This window comes from Phocaeicola sartorii JCM 17136 = DSM 21941, from assembly GCF_054653615.1.
The window spans coordinates 2,564,274-2,580,513 of record NZ_BAAIFW010000005.1; the positions used below are offsets into that span (position 1 = coordinate 2,564,274).

The following is a 16,240-nucleotide window of genomic DNA, read 5'->3' on the forward strand; positions in this document are numbered from 1 at the left end:
GATTGGTGCGGCTTTAATTGTATCTGCCTCTATCGGTTTGATTGCGGTTGGCTACCATCTTGCCTACTACCAAACCGGTAATCAAGAGCAGTCCCTTCCACAGTAAAACAAAGGCAGTCTTGATAATCCAGATAGCCAGCCGGAATACGTTTACGATAATCCAACGAGCCGCCTTCAATAGCAACCCTATCAATAAGATGACCGGGAGCAAGTATATGAGGAATAGCAATTCAAACAACATAACTTTCAAATTTTAGCGTAAATAATGTAGCCAATCAAAGGCTATTCCTATATGTAAATATAGTGAAAATCAGTGATATAGCAAAGAGAAAGTGCCGCTTTTTATGACATCAAACGATACTTTTTTACCTTGCTTTCAAGCTTTTAGGTATCATTGAACAGAGGTTGTTCTAACCTTGAACACTTGGTTAAATTACCATTCTATCCCAATTATGTTGACCTCTTGATATGTTTATTGCTTGCTCAAATTACATCATATGATAACACTTTATTTCCCTATTGTCTTGGTAAAAGAACTCTTCTAACCACGATACCTTGGTTAAACGATACCTTGGGTATAGCATATCCACTAACCTTATTTACTTGGTTACAAGTGTCTATCGTATTAGGCTGCCAAAGAATCATGGTCGATTGGTAGCGTGGTTTGCTGATAGCAGTGTCTAAGGTTAATGAAACAATGTAACCTTGAAACCGAAGTATCACGTTACTTAAAGTATCATAGTTATTGATAACTCCAGTTCGATAAACCGAAGAATCTGTACTATTCGGCATCTTGGTTAAGTAATCAAGGTATCTCGGTTACACCGCATCAGGATGTTTCAGGATGCGGATAACGAGCTACCCTATATCTTTGGCTATCGGGTTAAAGTAACCTTGGTTAGAGAATACCACTTTCAGAAAAATCTGTTGCGTATTTCGTTCCGAGAGGAGTTTCAGCGGTAATTTTGTTGTAAAACGAACCTTGGAGGACATCGAACTGCGTTGCAGGATTTGTCAAGCAAGTTGTACCTTTGTCATTACAAAACTTCGTTTCGTCCTGAAAAGGTGACTTGCCGACTGCTGCCGCATCGGAGCGGTTTCACGCTGTTTCGCCCTGCGAAAGAAGGTTCAGAAAACCAGTTTTACCCAAGTATCATAGTAAGATGAAACGAAGAACCAAAGTTTATCAGTTACGACTGACCCCGGAGGAACAGTCCATGCTTAAAGAAAAAGCGAAGGGAAAACCTGTCGCTGATTACATACGTGCAGCATTGGCAGAGTATTCAGACACCGATGCCAGACAACGGTTAGAACTAATCAATAACCTCGGTTCGTTTTACCGGAAATTCCGGGATGAACTATCCTGGGCAGGCAGTAACCTGAACCAGTCGGTTAAGAGAGCCAATGAACTCTCGGTAGCCGGGTTACTTCCACCCAGCTATATCCGCGAGGTCTTGATGCCGGCTATCCTTGAAACCCAAAAAACACTGAACGAGATAAAGAGAAACCTTGAAACCGTGACACGCAAGGCTGTCAAACTATAGTTCAAGAGTTCACTTATACCTAATTATATAGTAATCCTGATAATGGAAACCGAATAACCGAGATACTGAGTAACCACGGTTACATCCTATCAGAACACCATAGTCACATTATCCAAAGATAAAGTTCCCCAAGTATGATAGCCACCATATTACCCGGAAGCACGAACTTCCACGCAGTCGGTTACAATGAACGCAAAGTTGCGAAAGGAGTTGCCCGTATGCTCGAAATGCGGAACTTCGGCACACTCGGTACATTCGGCAAGCCTACCCCGGAAGAACTGGTCACATACCTTCAGGAGTACACTTCCCGGAACACCCGTATTGAGAAGGCGCAGTTCCACGTTGCCTTTTCCTGTAAAGGGCATGAAATGACGGAATCCGAGTTGTTAGACTTCGCTCATCGCTATCTAACTGAAATGGGATATGGAGAGGAAGGACAACCCTTGTTGGTCTATTCCCATTATGATACCGACAACACCCATCTGCATATCGTTACCTCCCGCATCGCTCCCGATGGCAAGAAGATACAGCACGACCACGAGCGCAGACGTTCACAGGAAGTGATTGACCGCATATTGGGTAATGACAGAAAGCAAAAGGTAGAGAAAGACATAGATGCAGCCAAACAATACACCTTCTCCTCTTTTGCCCAGTTCAAAGCCGTAATGACTTCGATGGGCTACGAGGTCTATCAAAAAGACGGCACCGTCTTTGTCAAACATGGCGGCAAGGTACAGGAGAAAGTGCCTCTTACCGACATTGAGGCATTGTATAAGAAAGGCAACTATAACAGAGGACGTAACCGCCAGCTTCGGAGCATCCTTAAAAAGTATCGGGACGTAAGTTCCAACAAGGAGGAACTACAAAAGGAATTGAAAACCAAGTTCGGCATTGACATCGTGTTCTTCGGAAAGAAGGATGCGGCATACGGCTACATACTCGTTGACCACGCCAACAAGACCGTCATCCACGGAGCAAGAGTATTGGCTATTGATGAACTATTGGACTTCGCCACCCCCGAACAACGCTTTGACCGCATAGAGGATTTCATTGACCGGTTGCTTACCCTCAATCCCAAGATAACCCAAGGCGAGATATTCCATAAATTGAAGAAGCGTCATGCCTATATCAAAAAAGGTGTCATCTACTTCAACGGGGAATCCCGTCCCTTGAAACCGTTTATGGCAAAAGCCATAGACCGTAACAACCGCATCGAGCTGGTGGAGAAGTTCCGACCCACCACAGAGTCAGAACGTGATTTGCTTTGCAAAATCTATAAGGTGAACCGTCCCGACCTTGTTTCTCTCTCGTTGAAAAGACCACAATCTTGTACGGATGCCATCAATCGCCTGAAAGAAATCTTCGCAGATGAAACCGTTACCTCCGTCAGAAGTGCCCTTCGTGAGGAAGGATTCATCATCCGTCAAGAGGCGGATGCCACATACGCCATCAACTTCAAGAAGCATATCATCATCAACCTATCAGAAGAGGGCTTCGATCTGGAGCGACTAAAAAGAAAGCCGATTAAACAACTACACTCGAAGCACTCAGCCAATAAGCCACTCTCCCGTCATAACAAGATGCGTGACCACGGAGAAGGAAGCCACGATGAAAAACGGGAATGGGAAGTCGGACAGAAAGGCAACTATGACGATATAGACGACGGGCGTTCCTTGAAGCGATAAAACAGGGACGTGCTGCCGTCCACTTTTCGGGCGCATCAAACCGTGATACCCTGATAACACGAACCCTTGCACCCCGGTTACTTTAACCGAGGACATATAAGTGTTGCGTATTTCGTTTTCCCGGTTACACGTGCGATAATTTTGCCTTAAAATAATTCATCGCACGGAAAAATGATACAGACACCGGTCATCATCACATTCGCCAACCAAAAAGGAGGCGTGGGCAAAACCACCCTCTGCGTGACCTTCGCCAACTATCTGGTGACGAAGGGAGTACGTGTCGCCATAGTCGATTGCGACTTCCAGCACTCCATCATCAAGTGCCGCAAGGCTGACATCAAGAAATACGATGTGCAGTATGTGCCTTACGATGTGCTGTCATACGAGGCCAACGACAAGAAAGCGATTATTGCCCTTATAGAGAAAATGCACAACGATTCGAGCCTGGATGTCGTGCTGATGGATTCCCCTGGCAGCCTGCAAGCGGACGGACTGGTGCCGATGTTCGTAAACTCGGACATTATCGTTGTGCCTTTCCATTATGACTTGATGACCGTTCCCTCCACCGCCAGCTTCCTTATGTTTATTGACCGTCTGCGAAAAGCCGTTGGCGAAAATATGAAGGCACAGCTTTTCATTGTCCCCAACCTGCATGACGGCAGAGTGGGAAAACGTTCCGAACTGGTCATTTGGGAGAATACCAGAGAGACCTTCTGCAACTACGGAGTGGTAACGGGCAGGATTCCCAAGCGTGCCGACATGGAGCGTTTCAGTACGATGGCGGCTTTGGATAAACAGGCCGGTATCGTTACTCCCGTCTTTGAACGTATCTATTCCTACATCTTCGATACGACAGCACCCATCCGTGAGCCTAAATTGACGGGAATACAACTGACCGGGAATCTGGAGGTGGAATTAAAAGGCAAAGCGAAAGAGAAACAACCGGAAGAAAATGACAATCAATAATAACCATCAACATATACAGTAATGACAAAAGACATTCCCGAAATAGATGACCTCCTCAAAGGCATCAATGACCCCGACATAAGCCTGTCGGACGAAAACAAGCCAAGAGTTGAAGAAGAACATGAAACTGTGTTGGTTACAGGCGAAGATAACATTGGCGAGAAAACTGCTCCTGAAATTGAGCCTTCCGACTATTGGCAAGACTTCCTGTCCTATCTTGAAAGCGATACCCAAGAAGATAAAGGAGAAAGGATGATCTGCAAGTTAGACCGCGACCTTGCCGACTCATTGGACGAGTGCAACATCCATAACCGCAGCCGTTCCGACATGGTGAACGCCATTGTCCGCACGTTCTTCAAGACCTACCTGCCACAGCTTGCGAAGTACCGCCGTGATAACAAGTCGCTTTTCATCAACTATAAGGAGGCAAAGGCATGAGGACAATCCAATGGACTGACCGGATGACAACCCTCTTGACGGAACTGTACCCGGTGGAAACAACTTCCCATACCGCCATAGTATTGGGAGTAAGCGAGACCCTTGTCAAGCAGAAAGCCCGCAAATTAGGACTGGTAAAAGTTGCCAAGACGAAATGGATGGAGCGTGCCGACTATATCCGCAGGCATTTCCATTACAAGTCATTCACTCAAATGGCCCGCGATTTGGGAATAAGCCGGTCGAATGTATGCAACATCGCCGCCAAGTTAGGACTGAAACGCAGCCGGACGGAAACTTCCTATATCATATCCCAAACCCGTATTGAGCTAATCAAACGTGAGAGACGGCACGTGATATTCGGACTTGAACCGCTGACACAGATTAAGGTTGTTTCCAACCGTGCAAGGGTAAGGCTCCGCTCACGGCTCAAAAGCCTGGGGTATGTTGTATGCGGCGAGCGTGTCCTGCTATATGCCACAGATAACTTCGAGCGCAAGACCAAGCTGGAAAGCAAAGCCGTCAAGTTGGGATTGAGCTTCCTGCCAATTACAGGAAATAATCTACAAGTAGTAATCACTTTATAAATAACATAGCACCATGCAATACGGACAAATAGTATTCCTGCTCTTCATTGCCCTCCTGTTCTACTATGCCGCGTTGATAGTCCTTGACATCATGAAAGCCAAGGCTGCACAGACAGCAGAACTGGAATCGCAATCAGAAGAAGACATAGACATATCGGATGAAGCAAAGACCTTCAAGCCATTCAGAATCAGCCGGGATGAACCGAAGCAGAAAGAGGATAAACCGGAGGAAAAGGCAAATTCTGACTCTGAGACAAAATCTGACCGGGAACAGCCTGAATCCAACTCCGAAAAGCCATTCCATCGTCCCGGTTTCCGTGAAGCCATTATGACGGACGGCATCCTTGTGGAAGACCTCGTTGTGGAGGTAAATAATATGGTGGAAAACGGCATTTGCGATTTAGGTTCACTTATAGCCGACTGTGAGAATGCCAAATAGCAAGGCAAACTTACCCGACAAACCATATATACCTTCTTCTAAGAAGAAGCCCCCGTTTCTTTAGCGACCTCTGTTCCTTTGGTGATGAAATCAGATAAACAATTTCAAAAAATGCAATTCAAGAAAAAACTGAAACGTGCATATGACCGCTTCATGGCAAGCTCCTTCGCACAGAAAAGTGTGTTGGCAGTAGTAGCACTGACAATATCCGTAGGTGACATGATGGCGGCAAGCAAGGGCGCGGCCGGCTTCACAAAAGCCACTACTGAAATCAGTTCCTATCAGACCCCGGTTTCCAACCTGATGAAGGCAATCGCAGCCGTAATCGCCTTGGTCGGAGCTTTCAACGTGTATTTCAAGATGTCAAACGGTGACCAGGACGTGAAGAAGACCATCATGCTCACCATCGGTGGCTGTATCGCCTTCATCGCGCTTTCCGAGGCTCTTCCGTTGTTCTTCAAATAACAATGACGCAACAATAGAATGACGATGAATCAGGAGGGATTTCCCGTATTCAAGGGACTGCAAAAACCGCTGGAGTTCATGGGCATCCGTGGGCGTTTCCTTACGTTGGCGGCATTGGCCATCGGTATGTCGTTTGTCGGATTCATACTGTTCTCCATTGTATTGGGAAAGCTCGCCGGGTTCATCGCCATGCTTGTCATGGCGGTCATCGGGCTGGTGACCATCTTCATCAAACAGCGCGGAGGATTGCACAACAAGCGGAGAGACAAGGGCATTTATATTTACAACAAACTGAGAAAAAGCTCCTAATTATGGCACAAACCAAGAAAAAAGTCTTTGACGGCCTCTATGCCGGGTTGGAGGAAACGGACGGCAATGTCGTCCTTTTTTCAGCCAAGGGCGAGCCGTCCGTCATCTTCGAGATGACCAACCCGGTGCAGCAGCTTTGCACCGATGCCGGGCAGTACATACGCTTTCAGGATGTGCTTTCCAATGTAGTGCAGACCCTCGGCGAGGGCTATGCCCTGCAAAAGCAGGACATCCTCTGCAAGCAAGCCTACCACCATGACGTGCCGGAAGATGCGGAGTTTCTGACCCGGAGCTACTTCAATTATTTCGAGGGAAGGGAGTTCACAGAGATACGCACGTACCTGATAGTGACACAGGAGGCGCAACGCAGCCAGTTCGTGCAGTACGACCCGAAGACATGGCTGGACTTTCATACGAAGGTTTCCAAGGTGGATGACATCCTGACCGAGCGGGGCATCCGGCACCGCAAGCTCTCCAAAGCCGAAGCTGACGAGTATTGCCACCGCTTCATGGCATTCCAGTTCCGGCACGGGGCATTCTCCATGACAAACTTCAAGGCTTCGGACGAATACCTCAGAACCGGCAATCGCATCATTCGTTCCTACCCGTTGGTGGATATAGACGAGATAAACCTGCCATCAATCATCAAGCCCTATACGCAGACGAACATCAATGGTTATAATATCGCAACCGACCTGTTCTCGTTCCTGACCAACATACCTTTTTCGGATTGTGTGGTGTTTAACCAGGTAGTACAGATACCGAACCAACGCAAGTTACTCCGTAAGCTGCAAGGCAAAGCAAAGCGTCACGGCTCCATGCCTGACCCAAGCAACAAGATTGCCAAGGCTGACATCGAGGAAGTGTTGAACCGACTTGCCGTGGATAGTTCCATGTTGGTATATACGAATTTCAATATCTTGGTCAGTTGTCCCGTGGATAAAGTAACTCCGGTTACATCGTATCTGGAAACCAAGTTATATGAATGTGGCATCATGCCGTCAAGGACAGCCTATAACCAGTTGGAACTGTTCACGGACAGCTTTCCCGGAAACGCATACGCTTTCAATCCGGACTATGACCTCTTCCTTACACTCTCGGACGCAGCCCTCTGTTTCTTTTTTAAGGAACACTTAAAGGAGTCTGAGCAGACACCTTTGACCACTTACTATACAGATCGACAAGGGTTGCCGGTCTGCATAGATTTCACTGGTAAAGAGGGCAAAGTCAAAATGACAGACAATGCCAATTTTTTCTGTATCGGGCCAAGCGGAAGCGGAAAATCTTTCCATACCAATAGTGTCGTGCGTCAGTTGTTGGAACAAAACACGGATGTCGTTATAGTAGATACGGGTGATTCCTACGAAGGTATCTGTGGCTACTTCGGTGGCACATATATCTCTTATACCAAAGAGAAGCCTATCTCCATGAACCCCTTTAAGGTGACTAAGGAGGAATATGAATTAAACTTCGGCGAGAAGAAGAACTTTTTGAAATCTCTGATATTTCTGATATTCAAAGGTAACGAACTGCCCACGAAGATTGAGGATATGTTAGTGAACCAGACCATTGTGGAGTATTACGATGCCTATTTCCATCCCTTTGAGAAATTCACAGAGAAGGAACGTGAAGGCTTGCGTCAGAAGTTGCTGGTGGACGCAAAGATGGAAGAAGACTATGATAATTATTCCACCCGAATGGAGGACATAGACGAACTGATAAATACGGAAGAGCCTCCTTCCACTGTTGAGGAAAACCGTATGCTGATGTTGCCAACCGAGGCTCACAGGCAAAAGCTGATTCGTCAATACCGTTCCCTAAATGCACTTGCCCATGACCAAGGGGCTACCCAGCCAGAAAGGGAGCGTGCCTTGTGCATCATGGAGAAATTCAAGAAGGAACTCTATGAGAACTCTTTCCTGATAAAGATTGAGAAGCAGATTGATTACTTGGAAGTACAGAAACGTAGGCTAAGGGTAAAGGAACTGTCCTTCAACTCCTACTATGAGTTTGCCTTGGAGCGTATCCCGCAAATCACTTCACAGGAGAAAATCAGTTTCGGCATCCGGGACTTCGCCGCCATCTTGAAGCAGTTTTATCGTGGCGGTGAGTTGGAAACCACGCTGAACTCCGATTTGGATGTAAACCTCTTTGATGAAAGGTTCATCGTCTTTGAAATTGATAAGATAAAGGATGATCCCGTGCTTTTCCCTATCGTGGTGCTGATAATCATGGACGTGTTCCTCCAGAAGATGCGTATCAAGAAAGGCCGCAAGGCATTGATAATCGAGGAAGCGTGGAAGGCTATCGCTTCGCCTACGATGGCAGAGTATATCAAGTACCTCTATAAAACGGTCAGGAAATTTCACGGCATAGCCGGAGTGGTCACTCAGGAGTTGAACGACGTGATAGATTCGCCCATCGTAAAGGAAGCCATCATCAACAACTCAGACGTGAAGATATTGTTAGACCAGACCAAGTTTAAGGACAGGTACGATGAGATAGCCGCCATATTGGGACTGACCCAAATACAGCGGCAGCAGATCTTTACCGTCAACGCCCTGAACAACCGGGAGGGGCGCAACTACTTCAAGGAGGTATGGATATGCCGGGGACAGAACTCCGATGTCTATGGTGTGGAGGAACCGCCCGAATGTTATTGGGCATACACCACCGAGCGGACTGAGAAGGAAGCCCTGAAGATTTACCTTGCCTACTATGGCAATATGCAGGAAGCAATCACGAGAATCGAGGCGGACAGGAAGCAAGCCGGTGATGACAAGTATCTGGTATTCGCAAGAAAAGTCAATCAACAACAAAAAGTGATGTCGTTATGGTAAGAATTAGAATGATACTTGTGGCACTCATAACAATGGTGGCCACTCCAAATTTATTCGCCGCTTGGAAGGTAGTCATTGACAAGAACTGCATCAAGGTGGTATCAAGTAACCTTGCCTCTCAAAAGCTGATTGAGGGTCAGCACAACCAACGTCTGGATTCCATTGCCGAGAAAAAGAAGAAGGTGGAACTCTATACTGTGAGCATGGCTACCATCAAGGAACTCTACAAGGTGACGATGCAGAATGTGTCCGGCTTCGGTACGGAGAGCAAATACTACAAGGAGATTGGACTGTGCGCCTACGACATCCTCAAAGATGTGCCGGAACTTATCAAGACGGTAAACAAGGCGAAGTTCTCCAACAAGTTGCTATGCCTGAATGAGCTGGGCAACCTTGTAACGGAAACCCAACAGTTGGTGGGCAACTTCGTGAATATCGTGAACAATGCCACGATACAGAATCCCCTTAAAGGACAAGGTACGGCAGAGAAGAAAAGCGATGGCTACAATATGCTTGACCGATACGAAAGGCTCTCATTGGCTAACAGTATCTATTCAGGATTACTGGAAATCCGCTACAAGGTGGAAGGTATGATACTGATGGCTCAGTATGCTACCGCTAATGACTTGTTCTTTGCCATTGACCCGGAGGGTTGGGCAAATGTGGTGACGATGAAGAACAATGTCGGCGGGCTTATCAATGACTGGAACAGGTTGGTGGCTTCCAATTACTAACATTAATCTGAGCAGATATGAAACGATATATTATCATAGCTATGATGCTTGCAACGCTCCTTCCGGCAAAATCTTTCGCCTTTGTTATCCCGAAAGACCTTCCGACCATCGAAGCCCTGATAGCCCTTCACAAAGCCGTGAAGAAGGATGAAGACCAGGCATTGAAACGGGTGGCTACCAGCTTCGGGGAGCAGTCGCTTGTAGCCAAGGGAGCCATTAAGTTCAACGATGTACGGACTACGCTTGATACCAAGTTGGACAATGCCCATTCGTACCTTGTATTGGCAGGTGCCATATCAAGCACCGCCAACTCGCTCTATCAGTTAGTCAAAGAGTATAAGGACTTTACGAGCAACACCTTCAAGCAAGTATCAAAGAAGCCGTTTGTCGGTTGGTACTATGCGGATGCCAATGTAGCCATATCAAGGGAGATAAGCCATTGTTACAAGCTCTATGCTTCTGTGGCTGCTTCGGGCATCAACCTGATGAAGGCGAGTATGGACGAGAAACTGAATTTGGTGATGACCCTCAAAACCTCCATCGACAGGGCACGGTACATCATTGACAATGCCAATCTGTATTGCTTTCTGATAACGGATTGCGGCTGGAAACCGGATTATATCTGGGAGATTTTGAACTCCAATGTCAAGGACGAGATAGCGAATAAAGTAATCAATAAATGGAATCAAGGATATGCAGGTTAGACAAATTTTAATATGCCTGTTTTGTGTCGCAACAACAGGTTTCCCTATAACGGTTAATGCCCAACGCCCGACCCGTGACAAGGAGAAAGAGAAACAATGGAAATCTATGGAGAACGGGCCTTGGAACTTCGCCCCCGACTGGTATTATTACTTCCTGCACAACAAGTATTCCGGTGCGGAAATGTATTGGAAATGGGCAGGCTTCAATTCCGGTTTCCGGGTTCGCTTTAAGGAAAAGGACTCTGATGTCAAGCGTATCATGCCTACCCGTGTGACGGCAGAAGAGACCCAGCGGCAGAAAGTAAAGAAGGTGGAAACGGAGCGCAAATACATCGAGGAACTATACAAGGAAGAGCTGGTTCGCGAGGCTGACAGGTCGGTTGATTTGACCTACGCCTCCTACAAGGACGAGTTTGACCGTATGCAGGACTGCATTACGGACGGGTTGCTCTATTGCATGAAGAAAAGTAACGGTAAGCTCAAATATCAGGTGGACGAGTTAAGCCGGCAGAATGAAATTCTTTGTTCCGGCATCGCCTATATCCACAAGACGGGTGTCGGCTACGGATTGGAAAATGCCAAACGGCAGCAAGCCTACGAGGAAGCCAAGACGAAGATGCAGAAACTGGTAAATCAGACCGCCCATCTGTGTGCTGTGGCAGCAACGCATTATTAACTGTAAAATAAGAATAACAATGAATGTATTATCAATTTTCCTGACCATAGGTTTGCCTGCCATTGACGAGAGTCTGGATAAGCTGTTGGTCGCAATGGAGACCTTCCCGAATGTGGCGGTGTTGGGTGATGCGGTCGGACTGGCACGTATCATCGGGCTGTTGCTTGCCCTCTGTGTCGGCTCTTACGAGTGTTGGATGATGATACTCGGACGGCGCGGCATGGATGTAATGAAGCTGCTCCGTATTGTCGGCATCTCCATCTGTATCTCTTCCTCGTCGTGGATTTGCTCCGCATTGCAAGTACCGGGCAAGGGATTGGAGTCAGCCACCAAAGCGATGGCAAACTCCAAAAACAAGGAGGTGGCTGCTTTCGAGCTGAAGGTAGCACAAAAGCAGAGTGAGTATTTGGACCGGCTGAGAGCCGTTCAGGATTCCATTGCAACCGCCAAACAGGTAGCTGCCATTGGTGAGGATGCCGCCTGGTGGGACAAGCTCATCTATAATGTGGAGAACTTGGGTAGCACTATCAACAACTATGCCCAACGTGCGGCTGTGGCTGCCGAGACAAAAGTCAGCGAATGGATTAACGATGTCATACGCTTTATCGGCGAACTGATATTCCAGATGTCCTATTACGGCATACTGGTGGCGCAACGGATATTCATCGCCATTATGATGATATTCTGCCCGATAATGTTCGCCCTGTCACTTGCACCGCCTTGGAGTTCGGCATGGAGCCAATGGATGTCTAAATTCCTTTCCCTCTCGTTATGGGGCTTCGTCACCTATATGTGCCTTTACTACATAGACTTCATCCTGCTTTATAACTTGCAGCAGGACATGGTAGCCTACAACCATCTCCTGCACGGCTCAGTCAATTCATGGGAACAGATTGGCGCATTGGGATTGCAAGGGATAGGCTCCAACTGCATGTACGCGATGGGTATGCTGGTGGGTGCCTACATTATTCGCTTTGTTCCCGAAGTGGCTTCTTGGCTGATTCCCGGTGGTGTAAGTTCGAGTGCGGCTTCCGCTGCAGGTTCTACTGTTACAGGCATGGCTGCTACGGCAGGTTCTATCGCCGGTGGTGCTGTCAGCGCAACGGCTGGTGCGGCAGGTTCGGTCATCAAATCCAAGTGAATGTAATCTTAAAACGAAACGATATGCTTATAGAATCTTTAGCACAGAAAACAAAACTTGCCATGATGACGGTACTCGCAACCATCGGAGGTTGCGCCGTTATCTGCGGCTTTACCATCTGGTGCTGCATCTCTTTAGTTACCAAGGAGCGGCAGCAGATATATGTATTGGACGGTGACATCCCTTTTTTGGCGGAACGGGCCAAGCTGGAAGCGAACTTCACCATGGAGGCGAAAGCCCACATCCAGCTCTTTCATCAATACTTCTTCAACCTGCCACCCGATAACGACTATATCAAGTGGACGGTCGGCAAGGCGATGTATATGGCGGACGGCACAGCCTTGAAGCAGAAACAGGCGATGGACGAGAACGGGTTTTATTCCGACATCATATCGTCATCGGCAGTCTGCACTATCATGTGCGACTCCATCCAATTTGACGAGCATGAACGGAAGTTCACCTACTACGGCACACAGCTTATCAAGCGGCGCACCCGTGACTTGAAACGGACAATGGTAACGACCGGGTATGTGGAGAATGTGCCGAGGACGAGGAACAATCCCCACGGGTTGATGATTACCAACTGGCGCACCATAGAGAACAAGGATTTGGATTATTAAAAACAGCAACAATGAAATCACTCAGAAAGACATTGCATGAAAGCCGCCTGAAGACCCACCAACAGGTTCGGTCATGGCTGCAACCCAAGATGGGGGCAATCGGTACGAAATATCGGTTGGCAGCAAGAATCCGTTTGGCTAACGCATGGGCGATAAAGCATCCCAAGAAGACTTTTGCCTATGTGGTCAGTTCTCTACTATTCTTGTTAGTGGGTAATCTTTGGATAAGTGGAACAAAAACCGACCCGTCTAATGAATTAAGCGAGTCCAATATCAGTATGGTTTCCAACATGGAACCGCTTTTCAGTGGCTTCCATACCATACAGGCAAACAAGGACATCCAGCGCAACACGCTAATTGATTTGGTAGCCCAAGGTCAGGAACTCCGTGAGGAATTGGATTCGATGATTGCCGTCCCCAATAAGTCAAGGATAGATTCCGCCCGTATCATCCAACGATACCGACAGCTCGAAAACATTGTAAAATCCCTTAATAATAATGAGAACAAATGATTAAAATCAATTTCAAACAACCCAAGTATATCTTCCCGCTGGTGGTGTTCGTGCCGCTGTGCGCCTTGATATACTTCGTGATGCAGACCTTCAAGGGTTCGGGCGATACCGAACAGTCGGTATCCACCGACCGCATCAACATGGAACTTCCCGAAGCCCAAGCGGAAGAAGCCGGAGATAAGATGTATGAGATGTCAAGACGTTTCGGTGACGAGGATGCCTTTACCGCAGTCGGTGCTATCGGCGAGGAAAAGAATGAGACCGAGGAACTGGAGCATGGTTATACCGAAGAGGAACTGAATCTGCTTGATGCAGCCGAAGCAGAACGCATCCGTCAGCAAAAGGAACTGGAGGAGTTGGAGCGTTCCCTTGCGGAATCCCGAAAGCATATCAATGAATATGCCTATGGCGATAATCCGACCAATGGTTATACCTCAAAAGATGAGTTTGCCCAAGATTTGGAGGAAATCCAACGCAGGAGCTATGAACGGCAAAAGGCAATCGAGAGCGGACTGGGCATAACCAACCCGGAACAGGAAGAAGCCCTGCAACGGCAACGTGCCGATTCCATTGCCAAAGTCAGACAGGAAGAGAAAGAACGCAACCGTCCCAAGTTGGTTATCAAATCCTCCGATACCAATGCGGACAAGTTCCACACGGTATCTTCTTCGGATGATGCGGTGGATGCCAAACTGATCCGTGCGATGATTGACCAGACCACCAAGGCGCGTGAAGGCACCCGGCTTCGCTTCAAGCTATTGGATGATGTGACGGTTGGCGGCATTAACTTGAAGAAAGGCACTTACCTCTATGGGACGGTGACAGGGTTCGGGCAGCAGCGTGTACGTGCGGCCATCACCAGTATCCTGATTGGGGATAAGTTCGTAAAGGTCAATCTGTCCGTCTTTGACAATGACGGCATGGAAGGCTTCTATGTTCCCGAATCCCAGTTCCGTGACTTCGTGAAAGATGCCGGCTCCAATGCGGTACAGCAGAATATCAATTTTGATTCGGGAAGCGGATATGAGACCGGCATATCGGCTGAAGCCGTCGCTTTGCAGACCTTGCAGAATATGTATAACTCGGCATCGTCGGCCATATCCTCCAATATCCGAAAGAACAAGGCGAAAATCAAATACAACACCATTGTCTATTTGATAAATTCGGATGAAGCAAGGTAGATTTTCTCAAACGTATTCAGATATTTTATAGTCAAACATCAATAATTTTCAGTATGAATTCCAAGATTATTCTTTTCATTCTCAGTGTTCTCTTTGTCATAGGCAACGCATCTGCCAACGAAAGGATCTATGTCAATAGCGGAGTGACCACCCACATTGTCATGCCGGAGAACATCAAATTGGTGGATATATCCACTCCCAAGATTATCGGCAACCAGTGTGCCGACAACATTGTACGCATCAAGCCTTTTCAAGAGAACGATTCCACTTCGGTAAGCGGTTATAAGGAAGATGAGCTGTTAGGAACGCTTACCTTGATTGGAGAACGGCATATCGCCCAATATGACATTGTCTATACACAATCCCCGACATTGGCGGCATCCATCTTCCAAGTTCCATACAGCGATACGCAATCCTACATCAACCCGGAGGTATCTATGCCCATGTCGGAAATGGCCCGCTATGCGTGGGCGGTTTATGGCAGTGACCGCAAGTTTAATCAGGTGGTGTCAAAGGCACACGGCATGAAGGCGGTGGTCAATAACATCTATGCCATCGGGGATTACTTCTTCATTGACTACTCGCTGCAGAACAAGACGAAGATTCCTTACGACATTGAGGAACTGCGTGTGAAACTGACCGACAAAAAGCAGAGCAAGGCTACCAACTCCCAGACAATCGAGCTGACTCCGGTGTTCTCACTCAACTATGCCAAGAAGTTCCAAAAGAACTACCGCAATGTGTTGGTGCTTCCCAAACTGACTTTCCCTGACGAGAAAGTGCTGCGACTGGAGATTTCAGAGAACCAAATCAGCGGCCGCGTCATCGTGCTGACCATCGAATACGAGGACATCCTCAATGCCGACGGCTTTGACTCGGACATCTTGAAGAACAGTGATTATTATCCTTACCATTACATCAAATACTCTGTCGAACAATGAAAAAGCTATTATTCCTTTTAGTATGTGCGGTTATGGCTATAGGCGCATCCGCACAAGATGCCAAGCTCTCAATAAATGCAGGCTTTCAGTTCCCCTCTACGTTGAACGCTACGGTCGGCTATGAACATCCGCTATCCTACGGCAATGCTGTGGAGTTGTATGGCGAGGTGGGCAACCATTGGAGGAAAGATGACTTTTGGAAAGGTTACTTCTGGGATGGTGGTATTGTTTACAAACAACGGCTTGCCCGATATAAGAACGGTATGCTTCGCTTCCGTTTCGGCCCACAATTTGGTGCGGTGGAAAGGAAATTCTTTCTCGGATTGGAAGCGGGCTTTGAATACAGTTACGTTTTCAGAAACGGCTGTGAGTTTGTGATAACCCAGAAGAATAACGTGAACTTCCTGCATGGTGATACATTCAGAAATGGTCTATTGCTTGGAATGAAGATTCCATTCTAA

19 protein-coding genes are annotated in these 16,240 nt (G+C 47.2%); 18 read left to right on the forward strand and 1 reads right to left on the reverse strand.

What is annotated here, in order from left to right; translation table 11 throughout:
• Positions 1-13: 13 nt before the first annotated feature.
• A complete protein-coding gene (locus tag ACYQ0C_RS10845) occupies positions 14-241 on the reverse strand; it encodes a hypothetical protein (protein WP_128811894.1) in 228 nt (75 codons plus the stop codon).
• Between the two features lie 922 nt (positions 242-1,163).
• Here ACYQ0C_RS10845 and ACYQ0C_RS10850 point away from each other — a divergent pair.
• The 18 genes from ACYQ0C_RS10850 to ACYQ0C_RS10935 all read left to right on the forward strand — a co-directional run bounded on the left by ACYQ0C_RS10850 (position 1,164) and on the right by ACYQ0C_RS10935 (position 16,240).
• Positions 1,164-1,544, forward strand: coding sequence for a plasmid mobilization protein (locus ACYQ0C_RS10850; protein WP_025076874.1), 381 nt, complete (start codon positions 1,164-1,166; stop codon positions 1,542-1,544).
• A gap of 134 nt (positions 1,545-1,678) precedes the next feature.
• Complete coding sequence (locus ACYQ0C_RS10855) at positions 1,679-3,229, forward strand: relaxase/mobilization nuclease domain-containing protein (protein WP_025076873.1); 1,551 nt, start codon at positions 1,679-1,681, stop codon at positions 3,227-3,229.
• 171 nt (positions 3,230-3,400) lie between these two features.
• The gene (locus ACYQ0C_RS10860; protein ID WP_257463631.1) at positions 3,401-4,195 is read left to right on the forward strand and encodes a ParA family protein; all 795 of its coding nucleotides are present in this window, start codon (positions 3,401-3,403) and stop codon (positions 4,193-4,195) included.
• Positions 4,196-4,216: 21 nt separating this feature from the next.
• Complete coding sequence (locus ACYQ0C_RS10865; RefSeq protein WP_025076872.1) at positions 4,217-4,633, forward strand: hypothetical protein; 417 nt, start codon at positions 4,217-4,219, stop codon at positions 4,631-4,633.
• Positions 4,630-5,217, forward strand: a complete 588-nt coding sequence (locus tag ACYQ0C_RS10870; protein ID WP_025076871.1) for a hypothetical protein — start codon at positions 4,630-4,632, stop codon at positions 5,215-5,217. Before ACYQ0C_RS10865 ends, ACYQ0C_RS10870 begins: the two co-directional genes overlap by 4 nt.
• A gap of 13 nt (positions 5,218-5,230) precedes the next feature.
• On the forward strand, positions 5,231-5,656 hold the full coding sequence (locus ACYQ0C_RS10875) for a hypothetical protein (RefSeq protein WP_025076870.1): 426 nt from the start codon (positions 5,231-5,233) through the stop codon (positions 5,654-5,656).
• 111 nt (positions 5,657-5,767) lie between these two features.
• Positions 5,768-6,121, forward strand: coding sequence for a DUF4134 domain-containing protein (locus ACYQ0C_RS10880; protein ID WP_025076869.1), 354 nt, complete (start codon positions 5,768-5,770; stop codon positions 6,119-6,121).
• Between the two features lie 18 nt (positions 6,122-6,139).
• The gene (locus tag ACYQ0C_RS10885; RefSeq protein ID WP_025076868.1) at positions 6,140-6,430 is read left to right on the forward strand and encodes a hypothetical protein; all 291 of its coding nucleotides are present in this window, start codon (positions 6,140-6,142) and stop codon (positions 6,428-6,430) included.
• Positions 6,431-6,432: 2 nt separating this feature from the next.
• Positions 6,433-9,270, forward strand: a complete 2,838-nt coding sequence (locus tag ACYQ0C_RS10890; protein WP_257463630.1) for a TraG family conjugative transposon ATPase — start codon at positions 6,433-6,435, stop codon at positions 9,268-9,270.
• The gene (locus ACYQ0C_RS10895; protein WP_257463629.1) at positions 9,264-10,004 is read left to right on the forward strand and encodes a hypothetical protein; all 741 of its coding nucleotides are present in this window, start codon (positions 9,264-9,266) and stop codon (positions 10,002-10,004) included. Before ACYQ0C_RS10890 ends, ACYQ0C_RS10895 begins: the two co-directional genes overlap by 7 nt.
• A gap of 17 nt (positions 10,005-10,021) precedes the next feature.
• On the forward strand, positions 10,022-10,708 hold the full coding sequence (locus ACYQ0C_RS10900; protein ID WP_257463628.1) for a hypothetical protein: 687 nt from the start codon (positions 10,022-10,024) through the stop codon (positions 10,706-10,708).
• Positions 10,698-11,384, forward strand: coding sequence for a DUF5045 domain-containing protein (locus ACYQ0C_RS10905; RefSeq protein ID WP_025076867.1), 687 nt, complete (start codon positions 10,698-10,700; stop codon positions 11,382-11,384). Before ACYQ0C_RS10900 ends, ACYQ0C_RS10905 begins: the two co-directional genes overlap by 11 nt.
• Positions 11,385-11,403: 19 nt before the next feature.
• Positions 11,404-12,525: a TraJ family protein gene (locus ACYQ0C_RS10910; RefSeq protein ID WP_025076866.1), complete on the forward strand. Its 1,122-nt coding sequence runs from the start codon at positions 11,404-11,406 to the stop codon at positions 12,523-12,525.
• Positions 12,526-12,548: 23 nt separating this feature from the next.
• Positions 12,549-13,145 carry a conjugative transposon protein TraK gene (gene traK / locus ACYQ0C_RS10915; protein WP_257463627.1) on the forward strand — a complete coding sequence of 199 codons (597 nt, stop codon included), beginning with the start codon at positions 12,549-12,551 and terminating at the stop codon, positions 13,143-13,145.
• Positions 13,146-13,156: 11 nt separating this feature from the next.
• Entirely contained in the window at positions 13,157-13,657 is a 501-nt protein-coding gene (locus ACYQ0C_RS10920) for a hypothetical protein (protein WP_025076865.1), read from the forward strand.
• Positions 13,654-14,838: a conjugative transposon protein TraM gene (gene traM / locus ACYQ0C_RS10925; RefSeq protein WP_025076864.1), complete on the forward strand. Its 1,185-nt coding sequence runs from the start codon at positions 13,654-13,656 to the stop codon at positions 14,836-14,838. Before ACYQ0C_RS10920 ends, traM begins: the two co-directional genes overlap by 4 nt.
• A 53-nt stretch (positions 14,839-14,891) precedes the next feature.
• Positions 14,892-15,779, forward strand: coding sequence for a conjugative transposon protein TraN (gene traN / locus ACYQ0C_RS10930; RefSeq protein ID WP_025076863.1), 888 nt, complete (start codon positions 14,892-14,894; stop codon positions 15,777-15,779).
• Positions 15,776-16,240, forward strand: a complete 465-nt coding sequence (locus ACYQ0C_RS10935; RefSeq protein ID WP_257463626.1) for a hypothetical protein — start codon at positions 15,776-15,778, stop codon at positions 16,238-16,240. Before traN ends, ACYQ0C_RS10935 begins: the two co-directional genes overlap by 4 nt.